This window comes from Oceanospirillum sp. (assembly GCF_982874595.1).
The window spans coordinates 19879-37612 of the sequence record NZ_CEYNZH010000031.1 but is presented as its reverse complement, the minus strand read 5'-3'; the positions used below and the strand labels follow the sequence as shown (position 1 = coordinate 37612).

The window sequence follows — 17734 nt, the reverse complement described above, 5'->3', positions numbered from 1 at the left end:
GCAGCAGTCCGGTTTCGATACGCTGAAACAGACGGTTTGCCAGAGGGGTTGGCTGCATCCCTTCAGAGGTTTTAATAAACAGCTCATCGTCAAACTGACCGCGCAGTTTCTTCAGAGCGTGACTCATGGCAGGTTGGCTCAGGCTGATGCGATTGGCGGCCCGGGTCAGATGTCGTTCCTGGTAGAGCGCATGGAAAGCCACCAGCAGATTCAGGTTCACCCGGCTAAGGCGCCGGCTAAGGTTATGGCTGTCAGTCATAGGGTTCACTATCGTTCGCAGGGTGGCAAGGGAGAGCTTGCCGGCAGTGTTGTGTTAGCTTTTGGCTGGCTTTTGGTGCCAACTCTTTTTTGGTTTTTTTATCTTTATTACTTAGCGTTTTCTTATTTATTGCTTAATTCGCTGCCAAGCGATTTTTTGTTATGGCTAAGCAAGTCTTTCCGGTTGATCTGAGTCGGTATCTCTCAGGGGTGGTGCCTGCTTAGTATTTCTATATTGAATAATTACCATAGCAGTAACCTTAGCGGGCAGCTATAAAAAGTCTGATTCTGGCATCGTAATCGCTTATTTCAGCCTGTTTTTGCGCTATATAAGAGGGTTCTATAATAAAATTTGTTAAAAATATCGATATTTTTATAAAATGTCATTATTTTATTATTCGGTTTTTGAATGACTGGATTCCAATAAATAATTTTTTTCGCGCATGGGTAGCTTCTATTATCAGGTCATCCTATCAGAGCGTTGTGTTGCGTAATGAAACGCAGACTCAATGTCCTGTTGAGCGCGCCTTCACTAATGGGCCGCCATAAAAAAGAGCTGACCCTGAGATCGTTTTAAACCGATGCAGAGGTACGGCCTTAATAATGCTAAGCACTATTGCAAAAAGATGATTGCAATAATAAATACTGCGCCCGAATAAAGAGCAATCAGGAGCTAACCATGACCTCTGCGAACAACCTTCCGACCCAATCCGGCCAGAGGGCCGTATTTCAATACGCTGATCAGAACGCACGTGCTCAGGTGATTAAGCAGCTGGAGTCGCTGCTGGGTGACCGACTCATTACCGCTCAGGCCGTGCGTGACCAGCACGGTCAGGGTGAGGACAGCTATGGCTGTATGGCCCCTGATGCGGTTGCCATGGTGCATACCAATGAAGAAGTGGCTCAGGTGCTGACGCTTTGCCACCAACATCGGGTTCCGGTAGTACCTTATGGTGCCGGCAGCTCTGTGGAAGGTCATCTGATGGCGCTGGAAGGGGGGATATCACTGGATCTTTCCGAGATGAACCAGATTCTGGAAACGAACGCTGAAGATCTGGACTGCCGTGTTCAGGCGGGCGTCACCCGTGAAGAGCTGAATCAGGCACTGCGTTATGACGGTATCTTTTTTCCGATCGATCCCGGTGCTAATGCCAGTATTGGTGGCATGGTTTCAACCCGGGCATCCGGCACCAATGCCGTTCGCTACGGCACCATGCGCGAAAATGTTATCGGTCTGACCGTCGTCACACCGGATGGCCGTATTATTAAAACCGGTGGCCGTGCCCGTAAGAGTTCTGCCGGTTATGACCTGACCCATCTTTATACAGGGGCGGAAGGTACACTGGGTGTGATCACTGAAATCCAGCTGCGCCTGCATCCGATCCCTGACACCATCAAGGCAGCGACCTGCCAGTTTGAAGATCTGCAAAGTGCTGTTGATACCGTTATCTCGGTGATGCAGTGTGCGATTCCAATTGCCCGTATTGAATTGCTGAATCAACTGCAGATGCAAGCCTGTATTAACTACTCCAAGCTGGAAGGTTTTGAACCGAAAACCACCCTGTTTTTTGAGTTTCATGGCACCGCTGCATCTGTTGCTGAGCAGGTTGAGCTGGTGGAAGATCTGGCTGCGTCTATGGGTGGCAGTACTTTCAAATGGGCGGAAAGCACAGAAGAGCGTAATGCGCTCTGGAAAGCACGCCATCAGGCCTACTTTGCCGGTCTTTCTCTTCAGCCGGGTGCGTCAGTACTGACGACTGATGTGTGTGTACCGGTTTCCCGTCTGGCTGAAGCGGTGCTTTATGCTGAGGAAGAAGCGGTTGCTTCCGGCCTGACCTGTCCGATTGTAGGGCATGTGGGTGACGGTAACTTCCATGTCCTGATTCTGCTGGATGAAAACGATGCTGAGCAGCAAGCCAGAGGCAAGGCGCTCTCTAAAGCGATTGTCGCCAAAGCACTGGCGCTGGAAGGCACCTGTACCGGAGAGCACGGTATCGGCTTTGGCAAAAAAGGCTACCTGCTTGAGGAGCGTGGCGAGTCCGTTGAACTGATGCGGGCGATGAAGCTGGCGCTGGACCCTCACTACATCATGAACCCCGGAAAGATTTTTGACCTTTAAGCGTTGGTGACAGATGGCGTCCGGCAAATGTACCCGAAAGCCGGACGGTTACAGGTTATCTCAACCTGACCATCTTATCTGACTGCCTAGGTTCGGGCCGGATTGAGTGTTCGGAAAATACCCTGATTTTCCGGTCGCTTATTTCGGCCCAACACCCGCAATAATGCCAATAAAAATATGCAAAGAAGTTTGAATGCTGGAGCGACGATAATGACTTTTGATAAACAATCCCCTATGAAGACCCTGACGAAAGCGATTGGTCTGACTGCGGTACTGGCTCCTGTAGCCCTGAGCGTGACTCAGGCTCAGGCTGCAGACCGGTTACTGCTGAAAACCCCCGCTGCTTTCCCGACACAGCTGCCTGCAGTGGGTACACCGGTGACCAAACTGGCTGATATTCTGAATGCGACCAGTGGTGGCGCGATCCGCATGCGAGTTTATGATCCGGGCAAGCTGATTGCACCGTCTGAAATTCTGGATGCGGTATCCGCGGGTAAAGTGAATTCCGGCTTTGCCGCGTCTGCTAACTGGCAAGGTAAAATGCCTGCTGCTGCTTTTTTCACCTCAGTGCCTTTTGGCCCGGAAGCCAGTGAATTTATGGCATGGATGTACTACGGCAACGGCCGTAAGCTGCATCAGGAGATGTACGATACGTCGGGCTATGATGTCCATGCGATCCCATGTGGCATGATTCCACCGGAAACTTCCGGCTGGTTTGCTAAGCCGATTGATACCGTTGAAGACCTGAAGGGTCTGAATATGCGCTTCTACGGTCTGGGCGCTAACGTGATGGATAAAATGGGTGTCGGTACGGTAGAGATCGCTCCGGGAGAAATCTTCAGTGCTCTGGAGAAGGGCGCAATTGATGCGGCTGAATTCTCGCTGCCTCAGGTTGATCAGATGCTGGGCTTCCATAAGATTGTTAAATACAACTACTTCCCTGGCTGGCACCAGCAAACCTCAATGCAGGAACTGCTGATCAACAAGAAATACTGGAACAAAATGAATCCCCAGCAGCAGGCGCTGGTTGAAACGGCCTGTAAAGCGGTTGTTGCTGACTCTCTGGCAGAGGGTGAGGCCAAGCAGTTTGAAGTGCTGGCGAACGCTAAAAAGAATGGCGTAGAGATCCGTTATTGGAGTGACGAAATTCTGAACGCTTACAACAAGGCTTGGAAAGAGGTTGTTGAAGAGCAGAGCGCGAAGAATGAGTTCTTCAAAAAGGTATGGACTGACCTGGATGGCTTCCGTAAGCAGTATGATCTGTGGGAAAAACACGCCTTCCTGCCCCGTGATACTTCAGGCGCAGATCTTTAACCAATCGATTAGGGCTAAGCCGGAATTCTCTCGGGGTTCGGCTTTGTCACCTGGTTAGAGCGCTGCACTGATGTCGCTTCGTTCTGTTGTCTTCCCGTTCTCAGTGCTTATTTGTTGACTCTGTTTAGCAAATGATCCATAGAGGTCGACAGAGCGGAGCGTTTTTGACAGCTTGCATGGCTGTTCTTTTTTGGCTGATGAATCGGCCTATAGGTTTGCCGGTGCTCTCTGAGCACCGGCTTTTTTTATTGTGAGTTCTGTCTTTTCTTACGGCCTTGCCTTATGTTGTCTGCTGATGATTTGAACCACCCGTCTTCACGGTAAGTCACTGTTTATAGATACCGTTTTCAAACATGCGGTTTTCATACGTATGGTTTTCAGGAGAGTTTTATGTCTGCAGTTCAGATTCGTCCCGCGACCCGCGAGGATGTCACCCGTATCTTCGAAATGATTGTTGAGCTGGCCGTTTATGAAAAAGCGCCGGATGAAGTGAAAACCAATCCGCAACAGCTGGAGCAGGCGCTGTTCGGTGATGATCCGAAAGCATTCAGCCTGATTTGTGACGTGGATGGCGAGATGGCCGGTTACGCTATCTACTTCTATAACTTCTCAACGTGGTTGGGGCAGTATGGCATCTTCCTGGAAGACCTTTATATCACACCAAAATTCCGCGGCTGCGGTGCCGGTAAAGCACTGCTGCAATTTCTGGCGAAAAAAGCGGTTGCGGAAAACTGCGGTCGTTTTGAGTGGAATGTTCTGGACTGGAACCAACCAGCGATCGACTTTTATGAGTCCTTTGGTGCTAAGCCCCAAAGCGAATGGGTGGGTTATCGTCTGACCGGTGATGCACTTAAAGCGTTTGCTGCTGAATAACGGCATTAACTAAATACTGATGCGGACCTGAAGTCCGCATCGGTACTGCCACTTCATCAGCGGCCTCTGGTTTTCAGGGCCCGGCTTTCAGTCTTTAAAGCCTTTGCCGCCTTTTGAATGGCGTCGTTCTTCCATCTCTTCCAATTTGCTACGCTGTTCCGGTGTCAGTAGCTGATAGACCTGCTGGCGCATTGTTGCCCGTGCCTGCATACGCTCAGCCATCTGTTTCTGAGCGCTTTTAATAAGTTCATCTACCTGGCTTTGGTACTCACTGTCGGTCGGATCGAGATCCCGCATAGCACGGTGAATCGATTTTGGTGAGGAAGCCTGACCTTTTTCAGGCCGGTTTTGTGCAAACAGAGTTTTCAGTTGTTCGGTCTGATCATCGGTCAGATCAAGATAACGCTTCATTTTTGCTAAGCGACGCTCAGCGTGCTTTTGCATCATCTCCTGACGTTGCTCCGGGTCACCGTTAAAACGATGACAGCTACCATCACGGTTTCCGGGGCTGGCGATAACAACAGCGCTTAAAGTCAGAGCGGCCAGTGTTGAGCCGATCAGTGTCAGTGATTTTTTACTTTTCATCGGTTTTTTGCTGTTCATGGTTTTTTTGCTTTTCATCATTAGTCCAGCCATCTTGACCGTCTCCATCCTGTTTAAAGCGACACCGGTTGCTGATAAGACGTGTTCAGCAACGGCGATTACGTTCGATGGATGCAGTATGAGCCGGTGCTCCGCAAAGTTGTCACATAGCGGTGTAAAGTTAGGTAAAACCTGATCTTATCGACGAGGATGAACCTTACGGCATCGGCTAAAGGCAGTATCATGGGGAGCAGAAATCCTTAACCCTGATCTTACTGAGGCAACCCTATGTCCGACGAAAAATTGCTGCTGGTTGATGACGATAAAGAGCTGTGCAGTTTGCTGACAGAGTATCTGGGGGCTGAGGGCTATCAGGTTGATGCCGCTTATAACGCACAACAGGCGCTGGAAAAGCTGCAGAATCGAAGCTACAGCCTCATGGTGCTGGATATTATGATGCCGGGCACGACAGGGCTTGAGTTACTGCAGCAGATACGCCCCCGTCATACTCTGCCGGTGATTATGCTGACTGGCCGTGGTGATGAGATCGATCGTATTCTGGGGCTGGAGATGGGGGCGGATGATTATCTGGGTAAGCCCTGTAATCCAAGGGAACTGTTGGCCCGTATTCGTGCGGTGCTTCGTCGTATATCGCCTCAGACACCCGTCGAAGGACGCTTACCGGATCAGCCATTGGTGATCGGAGCATTAAGTCTGAATCCCGGAACCCGAGATGCCCGTGTTGGTGATCAGGTTCTGGAGCTGACCAGCGCAGAGTTTAATGTGCTCGCTTATCTGATGCAGCATGCGGGGCAGGTACTCAGCAAAGAGCAGCTAACCCGCTGGGTATTGCACCGTGAGTTAACTGCTTATGATCGGGCGATTGATGTTCATGTCAGCCGTGTTCGTCAGAAACTGGCCGCTCACTTTGAGCGGGCTGATGGCGAAGCGATAGAGATGATCAAAACCGTTCGCGGACAGGGCTATATTTTTGTCTTTACGGATCAGGCCTGAAGACCATGAAGCGACTGAATTCACTCTTCTGGAAGATCTTTCTAACGATCTGGCTGGTAAGCGCTGCGGCGATGGCCAGTGTCTTTCTGGTGATCGCTAACAGTGATGATCAGGAGCGCTGGCGGCACCTGATCCGCTCTCAGTTTAAAGACCAGGCTCTGGAGCTGATCGAGCGTTATGAAGGTTCGCAAAAGAGTATCGAAGACAAAAGCTACTGGAACCTGTTTGATAATGGCCCGCCGGAGCCACCGCTTTGGGTGTTGCCGATAAACCGCTATGAAAGTCGTGAGCGCCGCCGTGATCCTGAAGCCTTTGATCGTCGTCGTGTCTCCCGTCCACCGGTATGGCTTTATGAAGTCGACCCGAAAACAGAGCGCTTAGGAGCCCAGGTTACAGGCCATCTTAGACGACCACCATCAGATGCTCTGGCATTCCAGCTCAGATCTGAGTCCGGCCGACAATACCTTTTGCTGACCGAAGTTCCGCCACCGATGAAGCACAAAGCGCGTTTTGCCGGTTTCCTGTTCTCTGTCCAGATGGTACTGGTGCTGGCGGTGGCGGCTCTTTCTGCACTGATTCTCAGCGTTGTCCTTGTTCGGCCCATCCGACAGTTGAGTCAACACGTTAAGCAGATCTACCATCAGGGCGACCTCAGCACCCGTGCCTCCCGCAAGCTCAGCCAGCGACGGGATGAGCTGGGTGAACTGACCCGAGAGTTTGATCAGATGGCCGACTATGTTGAGCGTACCCTCCAAAGCCAGCAGCGCCTGTTGCAGGATGTTTCCCATGAACTACGCGCACCTATGGCCCGGCTTCAGGTCAGTGCCGGGCTTGCAGAGCAGCAGTTGGGCGAAGACAGTACGCTGGCAGCCCGTATTAACCGGGAATGCGAACGTCTTGATGGACTGATCGCTGAGATTCTCTCTTTCAGTCGCCTCGAAAGTGCGCAGAAAGCAGGGGAGCGCTTCTCAATAAAAGAGCTTTTTGACGAGCTGATCAGTGATCTTCGATTCAGCCAGCCCGATCGTCCGGTAAAGATGCAGATTGACCCGGAAACCCTGCACCTGTCCCTTAACCGTGACCTGCTGGCCCGAGCACTCAGGAACGGTATCGGCAATGCCCTAAAATACACCCCGGAAGATAGCTTGCTGGAGTTGACTGCCCGTAAGCAAGGCGGTGAGCTGCTGATCCGGCTGCGGGATCATGGTGAAGGTATCAGTGATGATCTGCTTAAGGAACTCTTCACCCCCTTTGTCAGAGGCACCGGTGGTCACGGTGATGGTTACGGCCTGGGTATGAGCATCGCCCGCCGGGCGGTAGAGCGCCTTGGTGGCATCCTGACAGCAGAGAATCATCCTGAGGGCGGCTTGCAGTTATCAGTGCGTTTGCCGGTTTAACACAAGCAAACCATAAAAAAGGGGCGGATGCTTTCAAAAGCATCCGCCCCTTTTTTTGTTAGAGTGGATTTTCGTCTGAATTTTTCATGATCATACGAGAAGCGTATCTATCTGCTGTACAATAAGATTTTGAACATGACTCAGTTTATCTTTGCTCAAACAAGCGATAAGTCTTAGGGATATTTCGGTAATGAATAAGCAACAACTAGCGGCCAAAATCTGGGAATCCGCTAACCAGATGCGCTCTAAAATTGAAGCGAACGAATACAAAGACTACATCCTGGGCTTTATTTTTTATAAATACCTCAGCGACCAACTGGTGCAGTTTGTCACCAAAGAAGGTATGACAGCAGAGGAAATTCAGGCACTCAACGAAGATGACACCGATACCGTCGAATACGTACAGGAGAATTTAGGCTACTTCATCGCCTACGATAATCTTTTTTCCACTTGGATTGATCCAACGTCCGACTTTGACGAATCCAACGTGCGTGACGCGCTATCAGCCTTTAGCCGATTGATTTCCCCTAACTACAAAAAACTGTTTGAAGGGATTTTTGTCACACTGGAGACCGGCCTAAGTAAGCTTGGTGAAAGTGCAGGCAAACGTACCAAGGCCATTAGTGACTTGCTTCACCTGATTAAAAGCATTCCCATGAATGGCCAGCAAGGCTATGACGTACTGGGTTACATTTACGAGTACCTGATTGAAAAGTTTGCCGCCAATGCCGGTAAAAAAGCCGGTGAGTTTTATACCCCCCATGAAGTCTCTGTACTCATGTCGCACATTATTGCCCATGAGCTAAAACACAAAGACACCATCGAGATTTACGACCCTACATCCGGCTCTGGTTCATTGCTTATCAATATTGGTGAGGCGGTCGAAAAATACGCAAAGAGCAAAGACAGCATTACCTATTATGCTCAGGAGCTAAAAGCCAACACCTACAACCTCACACGTATGAACCTCATCATGCGCGGTATTAAAGCCAGCAACATTAAAACCCGTAACGGCGATACCCTTGAGGATGATTGGCCCTATTTCGATGATAGCGACCCACAAGGCACCTACCATGCCTTGTATGTAGATGCGGTTGTCTCTAATCCGCCGTACTCTCAGCAATGGGAGCCAAGCCATAAAGACAACGACCCTCGTTATTCACGTTTTGGCCTGGCCCCGAAAACCAAAGCGGACTTCGCCTTTTTGCTGCATGATCTTTACCACCTAAAACCCGACGGCATTATGGCGATTGTTCTGCCTCATGGGGTGCTGTTCCGGGGTGGTGAAGAAGGTGAAATTCGTAAACAACTGATTGAGCAGAACCACATTGATGCCATTATTGGCTTACCCGGTAATATCTTCTTTGGCACCGGGATTCCCACCGTGATTCTGATACTCAAGCAAAAACGTCAAAATACCGATGTGCTGATTGTTGACGCCTCCAAGCACTTCACCAAAGAAGGCAAAAACAACAAACTGCAAGCCAGTGATATCAAGCGTATTGTTGATGCTGTGATAAACCGTGAAAGCATCGATAAATTCTCAAAGTGTGTATGCAAACAGACCTTAAGGAAAAATGGCTATAACCTGAATATTTCACGTTATGTGGATTCCTCAGCCGCTGCCGAAAGCTGGGATCTGCACGCCACTATGTTGGGTGGTATTCCCAATAGTGAAATTGCTCAGCTGGATCAGTTCTGGCAAGCAATACCAGAACTGCACAACGCCCTGTTTACGCCAAAGTCTGCCGCCTACAGTGAGCTTGCGATCAGCAAAGATGCCGTAAACGCCACCATTAGCAGTCACCCACAAGTGGTTAAGTTTATTGCTGACTACAACCAAGCCCTTTCCGGGTTTGATGAGCAGCTAAAAGAACAGCTTATTCAAAACTGGGAAAGCGTTAAGCGTAATCAGCAAGAGGCCGAGCTGAGCGCCAACCTCTTTACTCGTTTAAGTGGTATTGCCCTAATCGACAAATATCAGGCCTACCAATATCTCAATGACCAGTGGCAAGTCATTAAAGCTGATTTGGAAATGATGCAAACCGAAGGCTTTGCTGCCACCAAACAGGTTGATCCTAACCTTGTGATTAAAAAGGTCAAAGGCAAAGAGACTGAGGTACAAGAGGGCTGGAAAGGGCACATCATGCCCTTTGATTTGGTACAGAAAACCTACTTGAGTGATGACCTGGCCGCACTGGCTAAGCAGGAGACCCGCTTAACAGAGATTGCCAGCCTATATGAAGAAATTCTGGAGTCCCTGAGCGAAGAAGACAAAGAACAGGACACCGTAAAAGAAAGCAAAGATGGCTTTGCAAATGCCGAAGTCGCCAAGGCAGCCAAGGCCTTCCTAAAAGAACAAAAAGACTCTAAGACCCCATTTGCTGAAGACAGCTATGAGGCGAAAATAATCCGCACCAGCAAATTAATTGATGAAGAGAAAAAACTGAAAAAAACGGTTAAAGAGGCACAAACCGCCCTGCACCTAAAAACCAAAACCACCATCGAAGGTTTAACCGACGATCAGGTGAATCACTTACTGAACCTTAAATGGATTGCCCCATTAAGTGCAGAGTTGGCCGCTATGCCAAGCGCCGTGATTAACCAGCTAACCAGTCAAGTGCAAGCCTTAGCCGATAAATACGCTGTGACCTATTCACAGGTAGCCACAGAGATAAAAAGCACCGAGCAGGAACTGGCCAATATGATGGGCGAACTCACGGGTAACGAGTTTGATATGCAAGGCTTGGCTGAACTCACTCATTTGTTGAAGGGCGAATAAGATGAGTACGGAAAAGAGAGTGCCTGAGATTCGGTTTAAAGGGTTTAGTGGGGAGTGGAATTCTTTTTCTTTAGAGGAGATTTCTGATGTGCTTGATGGAGACCGCGGTCACAACTATCCGAATGGAGAGGATCTAAAAGAACAAGGGCATACATTGTTCTTGAGTGCATCCAATGTGACCAAAAATGGATTCAAATTTGATACAAGGCAGTATATAACCAAAGAAAAGTCAGGTAGTTTAGGTAATGGTAAATTATTTGTTGGCGATATTATTTTAACTTCCCGAGGCTCTATAGGACATATCGCTTGGTACAACGAAGATGTTACTAAAGAAGTTCCTTTTGCAAGAATAAACTCGGGCATGTTGATTTTAAGGGTTAAAAGCCACATAGCACCAAGTGTTATCTCTCAATACTTAAAATCACCTAAAGGCAAAAAGAAAATAGAGGGAATTAGTTTTGGAAGCGCGCAGCCTCAGTTAACGAAAGCAAGCGTTTCAAAGTTTTCAATTTCAATACCAATTGAAAAAACAGAACAAACCGCTATCGGCAACACTTTCCAAAAGCTCGATAGTCTAATCAACCAACACCAACAAAAGCATGACAAGCTCAGTAACCTTAAAAAAGCTATGCTGGTAAAGATGTTTCCCAAGCAAGGTGAAACCATTCCAGAAGTACGCTTTGAAGGGTTTAGTGGGGCGTGGAGAGAAACTGATTTAGCTAGTGCTTGTTCAAACTTTCAGAGTGGGAAGTTTTTAAAAGCGGAAGATATCAAAAAAAATGGAGCCTACCCTGTATATGGAGGTAATGGTTTGCGTGGTTTTTGCTCAGAATATAACCACGAAGGCACCTATGCCTTAATTGGTAGACAAGGAGCACTTTGCGGAAACATGAATCTGTCGCATGGTAAAGCATTTTTTACAGAGCATGCTATTGCCGTCCAAGCAAATAAAGACTGCGATACACTTTTTCTTTTTTACAAGTTAGGAACAATGAATCTTGGTCAATATTCTGGGCAGTCTGCACAGCCTGGGCTTTCGGTGACAAATCTTATTAAATTAATCATTTATGTTCCTGAATATAGAGAACAAACTAAAATTGGAAATTACTTCCAAAAGCTCGACACCCTAATCAACCAACACCAACAACAAATCATTAAACTCAATAACATCAAGCAGGCCTGTTTGAGCAAAATGTTTGTATAACAAGGATCGTGTATGACCACCTTTAAAACCGAAGCACAGTTTGAGCAGGCTTTTATCGAGGTGCTGACCCACAAGGGGTGGGAATCAGAGGTTCTCAAACATAAAACCGAAGCTGAGTTGCTGCAAAACTGGGCAAATATTTTATTTGAAAACAATCGCCAGCAAGACCGGTTAAACGATGTTCCGCTAACCGATACGGAAATGCAGCAGATCATTGAGCAAATCAAAGAGCTTAAAACCCCGCTTAAGCTCAATGGTTTGATTAACGGTAAAACTGTCGCCATCAAGCGCGACAACCCTGCCGATACCTTGCATGTTGGTAAAGAAGTCAGCCTGAAAATCTACGACCGTCAGGAGATTGCCGCAGGCCAAAGCCGCTACCAAATTGTGCAGCAGCCTAAGTTTGAACGTGGCAGTCCGCTGCGTAATGACCGTCGGGGCGATGTGCTGCTACTCATTAACGGTATGCCGGTCATTCATATCGAGCTAAAGCGCAGCGGCATTCCAGTCAGTCAGGCGGTTAACCAAATTGAGAAGTACAGCAAAGAAGGCATTTTTAGTGGTCTGTTCTCGCTAATACAAGTCTTTGTAGCGATGGAGCCTAACGAGGCCAAATACTTTGCCAACCCTGGCTTAGACGGTAAATTTAACCCCGATTACCAATTCAACTGGGCTGATTTTAACAATGAGCCCATGAACCACTGGAAAGATATCGCTTCTACGCTGCTCTCTATCCCAATGGCGCATCAGCTGATTGGTTTTTATACCGTAGCCGATGATACCGATGGCGTGCTGAAGGTGATGCGTAGTTATCAGTATTACGCCGCCAATGCGATCTCCGATAAGGTGGCCAAAACCAACTGGCAGCAACTGGGCAGCTTAGCCAATAACGCTGATCGTTTGGGGGGCTACGTGTGGCATACCACTGGCTCCGGTAAAACCATGACCAGTTTTAAATCGGCGCAGCTGATTGCCCAATCCAAAGATGCCGATAAAGTTATTTTTTTAATGGATCGTATCGAGCTGGGCACCCAGTCGCTGGCAGAGTACAACAATTTTGCCGGTGATGGTGAAGAGGTGCAGAAAACAGAAAATACCCATGTGCTCATTACCAAGTTAAAAAGCACGTCCCCAGCCGATACCCTCATTGTTAGCTCTATTCAAAAAATGAGTAATATCTTTGAAGAAGTGGATGATGAAGGCACGGCAACAAACTCTGCTGATATTGAAAAAATCCGAGAAAAGCGCCTGGTATTTATTATTGATGAAGCGCACCGCTCTACCTTTGGCGATATGCTGATTGTTATTAAACGCACCTTTCCTCGCGCTCTGTTTTTTGGCTTTACCGGTACACCGATTCAGGAAGAAAACGAAAAAAGCGGTAATACCACCGCGACAGTATTTGGTAACGAGTTGCACCGCTACAGCATTGCCGATGGCATACGTGACGGCAATGTTTTGGGCTTTGACCCTTACAAAGTCAGCACATTTAAGGATAAAGACATTCGCCAAGAGGTTGCCCTACAGCAAGCCAAAGCAGACTCAGTGGCTGATGCTATGGCAGACCCGGCTAAGAAGAGAAAATTTAACCAATTTATGAATGATGTGCCGATGGCTGGCTACAAGGACGCAACCGGCAAGTTTGTTAAAGGCATAGAAGACTATCTGCCCAAATCCCAATACTTAACCGCCGAACATCAGGAAAAAGTGGTTGAGGATATTCTGGGGGAATGGGATGTACTGAGCCAAGGTAACAAATTTCACGCTATCTTAGCGACAAACAGCATTGCCGAAGCCATCGATTATTACCGCCGTTTGAAAGCTGCTAAGCCTGAGTTAAAGGTTTCTGCACTGTTTGATCCCAATATTGACAATGATGGCGGTGGTGATCGTGGCCCTATATTCAAAGAGGATGGCTTAGAAGAGATCATGGCTGACTACAATAAGCGCTACGGTCAGGATTTTGACTTTGCCCGCCATGCCGCTTTTAAAAAAGATTTAGCCGCTCGCCTTGCTCATAAAAAACCCTATGAGCGCATTCATACTGAGCCTGAAAAGCAGCTGGATTTATTGATTGTGGTCGATCAGATGCTCACTGGTTTTGACTCTAAGTGGCTTAACACCCTGTACTTAGACAAGGTGATTAAATATCAAAATATTATCCAGGCCTTTTCTCGCACCAATCGTTTGTTCGGCCCCGACAAACCCCATGGCACCATTCGTTACTATCGCTATCCGAATACGATGGAGCAGCATATTAGCGATGCGGTGAAGCTCTATTCAGGAGACAGACCCATAGGCTTGTTTGTTGATCGCCTTGAAAGCAATCTCGAAGCCATGAATGTATTGGTAGCTGATATTACCGAGCTGTTTACCAATGCAGGCGTACAAAGCTTTGAAAAATTGCCCGAAGATCCAGATGCCTGCGCTAAGTTTGCAAGCCTATTTAAAACCTTTAACCAGCACCTGGAAGCAGCCAAGGTTCAGGGTTTTCATTGGGATGAACTGACGTACCTATTTGGTGAGAATGATGAAAAATACGAGGTTAAGCTGGGGGTTGATGAGCAAACCTACTTAAGCCTAGTGCTTCGTTACAAAGAGCTGGCAGGGCAAGGTGGTGGCAGTGGTTCTGGCGGTGGCGAAGTGCCTTTTGATATCAGCGGTCATCTGACAGAAATCGATACTGGGAAAATCGATGCTGACTATATGAACAGTCGTTTTGAAAAATTCCTCAAAGAACTGAAGCAGGATCAAGATCAGGCTGGCATAGAGCATACGCTTAATGAGTTACACAAATCCTTCTCATCTCTTACCCAGGTTGAGCAGAAGTACGCTAAATTATTTCTGCATGATCTACAGCGCGGCGATGCTCAGTTAGTCGAAGGGCATAGTTTCCGAGACTACATCAATGACTACAAAGACAATGCCGAAAATGCCCAACTCAACGCAGTCGTTAATGCTCTTGGTTTAGACAAAACCAAGTTGATCGCCTTAATCGCTGATCAGGTTAACGAGAAAAATCTGAACAACTTTGGCCGCTTTGATGCGCTAAAGGAAACGGTTGATAAGGGCAAAGCTAAGGCTTATTTCGAGAAGCAAGAAGGTGCAGCAATTCCTCCGTTTAAGATCAATATGCGGATCGACAAGTTGTTGAAGCAGGTAGTCTTAAGCAGTCTTGATGATGCTGTCGACGCACAAGATATAATCTGAAGGTAAGGCTCAGACAAAACACCAAAAAGGGGCGGATGCTTTTAAAAGCATCCGCCCCTTTTTCTTTGAAGCGATTCTAAAGGTTAAATGTGCTTTAGCCCTTCAGTGCCAGATACGCACCGGCACTCATCATAATGCTACCGGCGCTTTTGTTCAGGCGGTTTACCGAGCGTTCGGAGCGTAGCATCTTACTGGCCCAGGCGGCGAAGGCGGCAATCAGCATCAGGCCTGCCAGCAGGGCGAAGAAAGTCAGCACGGCGGCCAGTCCGATATCCCGGGCCGTCAATACCGTCAGATCCATAAAGGTGGGCAGAAAGGCGATATAGAAGAGGATCACTTTAGGGTTAGAGGCAGAGATCAGAAAGCCCTGAATAAAGCCTGCAACGATGCCCTGCTCGCTGCCCCCATTACCCTGTTGGCTCAGATCCGGTTTGCTGGTGAACATTTTATAGCCCAGATAAAGCAGATAAGCGGCGCCGGCATAACGGATAACGGTAAACAAGCCGCCCCAATGTTCTGCAACGGCGGCCAGACCCAGACAGGCGAGCACCAGATAGACAATATCGCTGGCGATCATGCCTACCGATAAGGGTAAACAGCTGCGGGTGCCAAACATCATGCCCCGGGCAAGAATGGCAAATACGCCCGGACCGGGTGTGATACCAAAGATAAAGATAGCGATAAAAAACGTCAGGGCGCTTTCAAAAGACATAATCGGGTCCTTGTAGGGAGAAAAGCGTTTTGGGGGCTGTACCGCAGGATAAATAGCTGATCAATGTGCTGAAGTGCAGGCCTAAGATCTGTATTTTGAGTTTGACCGTAGAGGTTGTAAAGGTTGTTCAGGGAAAGAGACTATCTTTTTTGTGCGTTGCAGCTAATAATGCTGCATGGCAAAAAGATCCAATACAGGGATCAGTTTGCCGAAAGGATGGTGTCCGCTGAATACAAGGGCTGATTGCTACGACTTTAGAGGTAATATTCGCCCAATTGATAAGTTATTTAGCGGTTTTAGCTCAAGACTTTTCAGTCAGAATCCGTATAATTCTGCGCCATCCAAGGGGTATTGTAGACAAAATGTCGCATCAATTATCTGATCCTGTAGATGGTTGGCGCGTACCCCAGATTATAACTAAAAAGGGATATCCAGAGACTCTGCCTGACATGCTTTGCATGCGGGCGAGAAGCCAAAAGCTGATTTCTGGTGTCGGTTCAATCCCAACAATATGACGAATGGCAAAGCTCTATGACCGCAAAAACTGCAGATGTGTTGCTAGTAGGGGCCGGTGCGATGAGCACGACCCTGGGCATGCTGCTGAAGCAGCTGGATCCCTCCATTAACCTGATTATGGTAGAGCGCCTTGACCATGTGGCGCACGAAAGTACCGACGGCTGGAACAACGCTGGTACTGGCCACGCCGCATACTGCGAGCTGAACTATACCCCTCAGCAAGCTGACGGCAGCGTAAATACTACCAAAGCCTTCACCATTAACTCGGCCTTTGAGGTCAGCCTGCAATTCTGGTCCTATCTTGTGGAGCAGAAGGCACTTCCTTCCCCGGAAAAGTTTATCAATCCTGCACCTCACTGCAGCTTTGTCTGGGGCGAGAAAAATGTTGAGTTTTTGCGCACCCGTTATCAGACCCTGAGCAAGTCACAGTCTTTCGTGGACATGGAATATTCAGAGGATCATGACGTTATCCGTCAGTGGATGCCTCTGGTCATGATGAATCGTGACCCTTCCGAAAAAGTTGCAGCGACCCGTGTACGTTACGGCTCCGATGTTGACTTTGGTTCCGTTGCCCGCAACATGGTTGATCACCTGCAGAAGCAGGACGGCTTTGAGCTGCTGCTGAGCCACAATGTGCAGGATCTGGAAAAAACCAAAGATGGCCGTTGGGATGTCACTTTAAAGGATAAAAATGGCAAATCTGTGACCGTTAATGCCGGTTTCGTCTTTTTGGGTGCCGGTGGTGGCTCTCTGCCGCTGCTACAGAAATCCGGTGTTAAAGAAGGTAAAGGCTACGGTGGTTTCCCGGTTAGTGGTATGTGGCTGGTTTGTAAGAAGCCTGAGATTGTTGAACAGCACATGGCCAAAGTTTATGGCATGGCTCCGATTGGTGCGCCGCCTATGTCAGTACCGCACCTGGATACCCGTGTGATCAATGGTGAGAAAGCTCTGCTGTTCGGTCCTTTTGCTGGTTTTACCACTAAGTTCCTGAAACAGGGTTCTCTGTTTGATCTGGTCAGCACGATTCGTCCGGATAACCTGATGCCGATGATGTCTGTAGGCGTGAACAACATGGATCTGACCAAGTACCTGATCAGTGAAGTGCGCCAGTCGCATAGCGCGCGTTGTGATTCTCTGCGTAACTTCTTCCCTGAAGCTCAGGATGATGACTGGGAACTGGCAATGGCTGGCCAGCGTGTTCAGATCATCAAGAAAGATGAGCAGGGCAAAGGCAAGCTTGAGTTCGGTACTGAAGCGATTACGACTGCTGATGGCTCTCTGGCAGCACTTCTGGGGGCTTCTCCGGGTGCATCCACTTCTGTGAATACTATGATTGGTATTATTGAGAAGTGCTTCAAAGACCGTCTGGCCTCTGACGGCTGGCAGGATAAGATCAAAGAGATGGTGCCATCTTATGGTTTCACTCTGGCCGATAATCCTGAACTGCTGAAAGAGGTTCGTCAGCGTACTCTGGCGACACTTCAGCTGGATAAAGCTGAGGAAAAACTGACGCAGGACGCTTAAACTGTTGCGTCAGAATTTGCTGAAACCGGAATGGGTTTAGCAACCGAAAAAACGGCAGCCATGGCTGCCGTTTTTTTTGCCTGTAGGTTTTGCACGGCTTTATTCGTGCTGCACAGGCAGCAGCTAACAAGTATTTAAGTAGGTTTTTATCATGAGTTTATAAAGGGTTATTATGCCCCGCTAAGCAGGAATCAGACGTTTGGATTGCTGTTTAATCATACTGACAAGG

Annotated in this window: 12 protein-coding genes; 9 read left to right on the top strand and 3 right to left on the bottom strand. The window is 48.2% G+C overall.

Annotated features, from left to right (window positions below; genetic code table 11):
* Positions 1 to 259 (bottom strand): LysR family transcriptional regulator (locus AC4GL5_RS12720; RefSeq protein ID WP_490383167.1); only part of this gene is annotated, 259 nt, incomplete at its 3' end.
* A gap of 678 nt (positions 260 to 937) precedes the next feature.
* On the opposite strand from AC4GL5_RS12720, the gene AC4GL5_RS12715 reads away from it, so the two are divergent.
* The 3 genes from AC4GL5_RS12715 to AC4GL5_RS12705 all read left to right on the top strand — a co-directional run bounded on the left by AC4GL5_RS12715 (position 938) and on the right by AC4GL5_RS12705 (position 4564).
* A complete protein-coding gene (locus AC4GL5_RS12715) occupies positions 938 to 2377 on the top strand; it encodes an FAD-binding oxidoreductase (RefSeq protein WP_490383166.1) in 1440 nt (479 codons plus the stop codon).
* Between the two features lie 210 nt (positions 2378 to 2587).
* Positions 2588 to 3691, top strand: a complete 1104-nt coding sequence (locus AC4GL5_RS12710) for a TRAP transporter substrate-binding protein (protein ID WP_490383165.1) — start codon at positions 2588 to 2590, stop codon at positions 3689 to 3691.
* A 390-nt stretch (positions 3692 to 4081) separates the two neighbouring features.
* Positions 4082 to 4564: a GNAT family N-acetyltransferase gene (locus AC4GL5_RS12705; RefSeq protein WP_490383164.1), complete on the top strand. Its 483-nt coding sequence runs from the start codon at positions 4082 to 4084 to the stop codon at positions 4562 to 4564.
* Between the two features lie 87 nt (positions 4565 to 4651).
* Here the strand turns inward: AC4GL5_RS12705 and AC4GL5_RS12700 are convergent, their stop codons facing one another.
* Entirely contained in the window at positions 4652 to 5200 is a 549-nt protein-coding gene (locus AC4GL5_RS12700) for a Spy/CpxP family protein refolding chaperone (RefSeq protein WP_490383163.1), read from the bottom strand.
* 234 nt (positions 5201 to 5434) lie between these two features.
* Here AC4GL5_RS12700 and AC4GL5_RS12695 point away from each other — a divergent pair, with 234 nt between their 5' ends.
* The 5 genes from AC4GL5_RS12695 (at position 5435) to AC4GL5_RS12675 (ending at position 14753) form a co-directional block, all read left to right on the top strand.
* The gene (locus tag AC4GL5_RS12695; protein WP_490383162.1) at positions 5435 to 6160 is read left to right on the top strand and encodes a response regulator; all 726 of its coding nucleotides are present in this window, start codon (positions 5435 to 5437) and stop codon (positions 6158 to 6160) included.
* Positions 6161 to 6165: 5 nt separating this feature from the next.
* Positions 6166 to 7557, top strand: a complete 1392-nt coding sequence (locus AC4GL5_RS12690) for a HAMP domain-containing sensor histidine kinase (protein WP_490383161.1) — start codon at positions 6166 to 6168, stop codon at positions 7555 to 7557.
* A 190-nt stretch (positions 7558 to 7747) separates the two neighbouring features.
* Positions 7748 to 10339, top strand: coding sequence for a type I restriction-modification system subunit M (locus AC4GL5_RS12685; RefSeq protein ID WP_490383160.1), 2592 nt, complete (start codon positions 7748 to 7750; stop codon positions 10337 to 10339).
* Position 10340: 1 nt separating this feature from the next.
* On the top strand, positions 10341 to 11543 hold the full coding sequence (locus AC4GL5_RS12680) for a restriction endonuclease subunit S (RefSeq protein ID WP_490383159.1): 1203 nt from the start codon (positions 10341 to 10343) through the stop codon (positions 11541 to 11543).
* A gap of 12 nt (positions 11544 to 11555) precedes the next feature.
* Positions 11556 to 14753 (top strand): type I restriction endonuclease subunit R, encoded by a 3198-nt coding sequence (locus tag AC4GL5_RS12675; protein WP_490383158.1) that lies wholly within the window; start codon positions 11556 to 11558, stop codon positions 14751 to 14753.
* Between the two features lie 94 nt (positions 14754 to 14847).
* On the opposite strand, the gene AC4GL5_RS12670 is transcribed toward AC4GL5_RS12675, so the two are convergent.
* Positions 14848 to 15465, bottom strand: coding sequence for a LysE family translocator (locus AC4GL5_RS12670; protein WP_490383157.1), 618 nt, complete (start codon positions 15463 to 15465; stop codon positions 14848 to 14850).
* 489 nt (positions 15466 to 15954) lie between these two features.
* Between AC4GL5_RS12670 and mqo the strand changes: the two genes are divergently transcribed.
* A complete protein-coding gene (gene mqo, locus AC4GL5_RS12665) occupies positions 15955 to 17505 on the top strand; it encodes a malate dehydrogenase (quinone) (protein ID WP_490383156.1) in 1551 nt (516 codons plus the stop codon).
* Positions 17506 to 17734 lie beyond the last annotated feature (229 nt).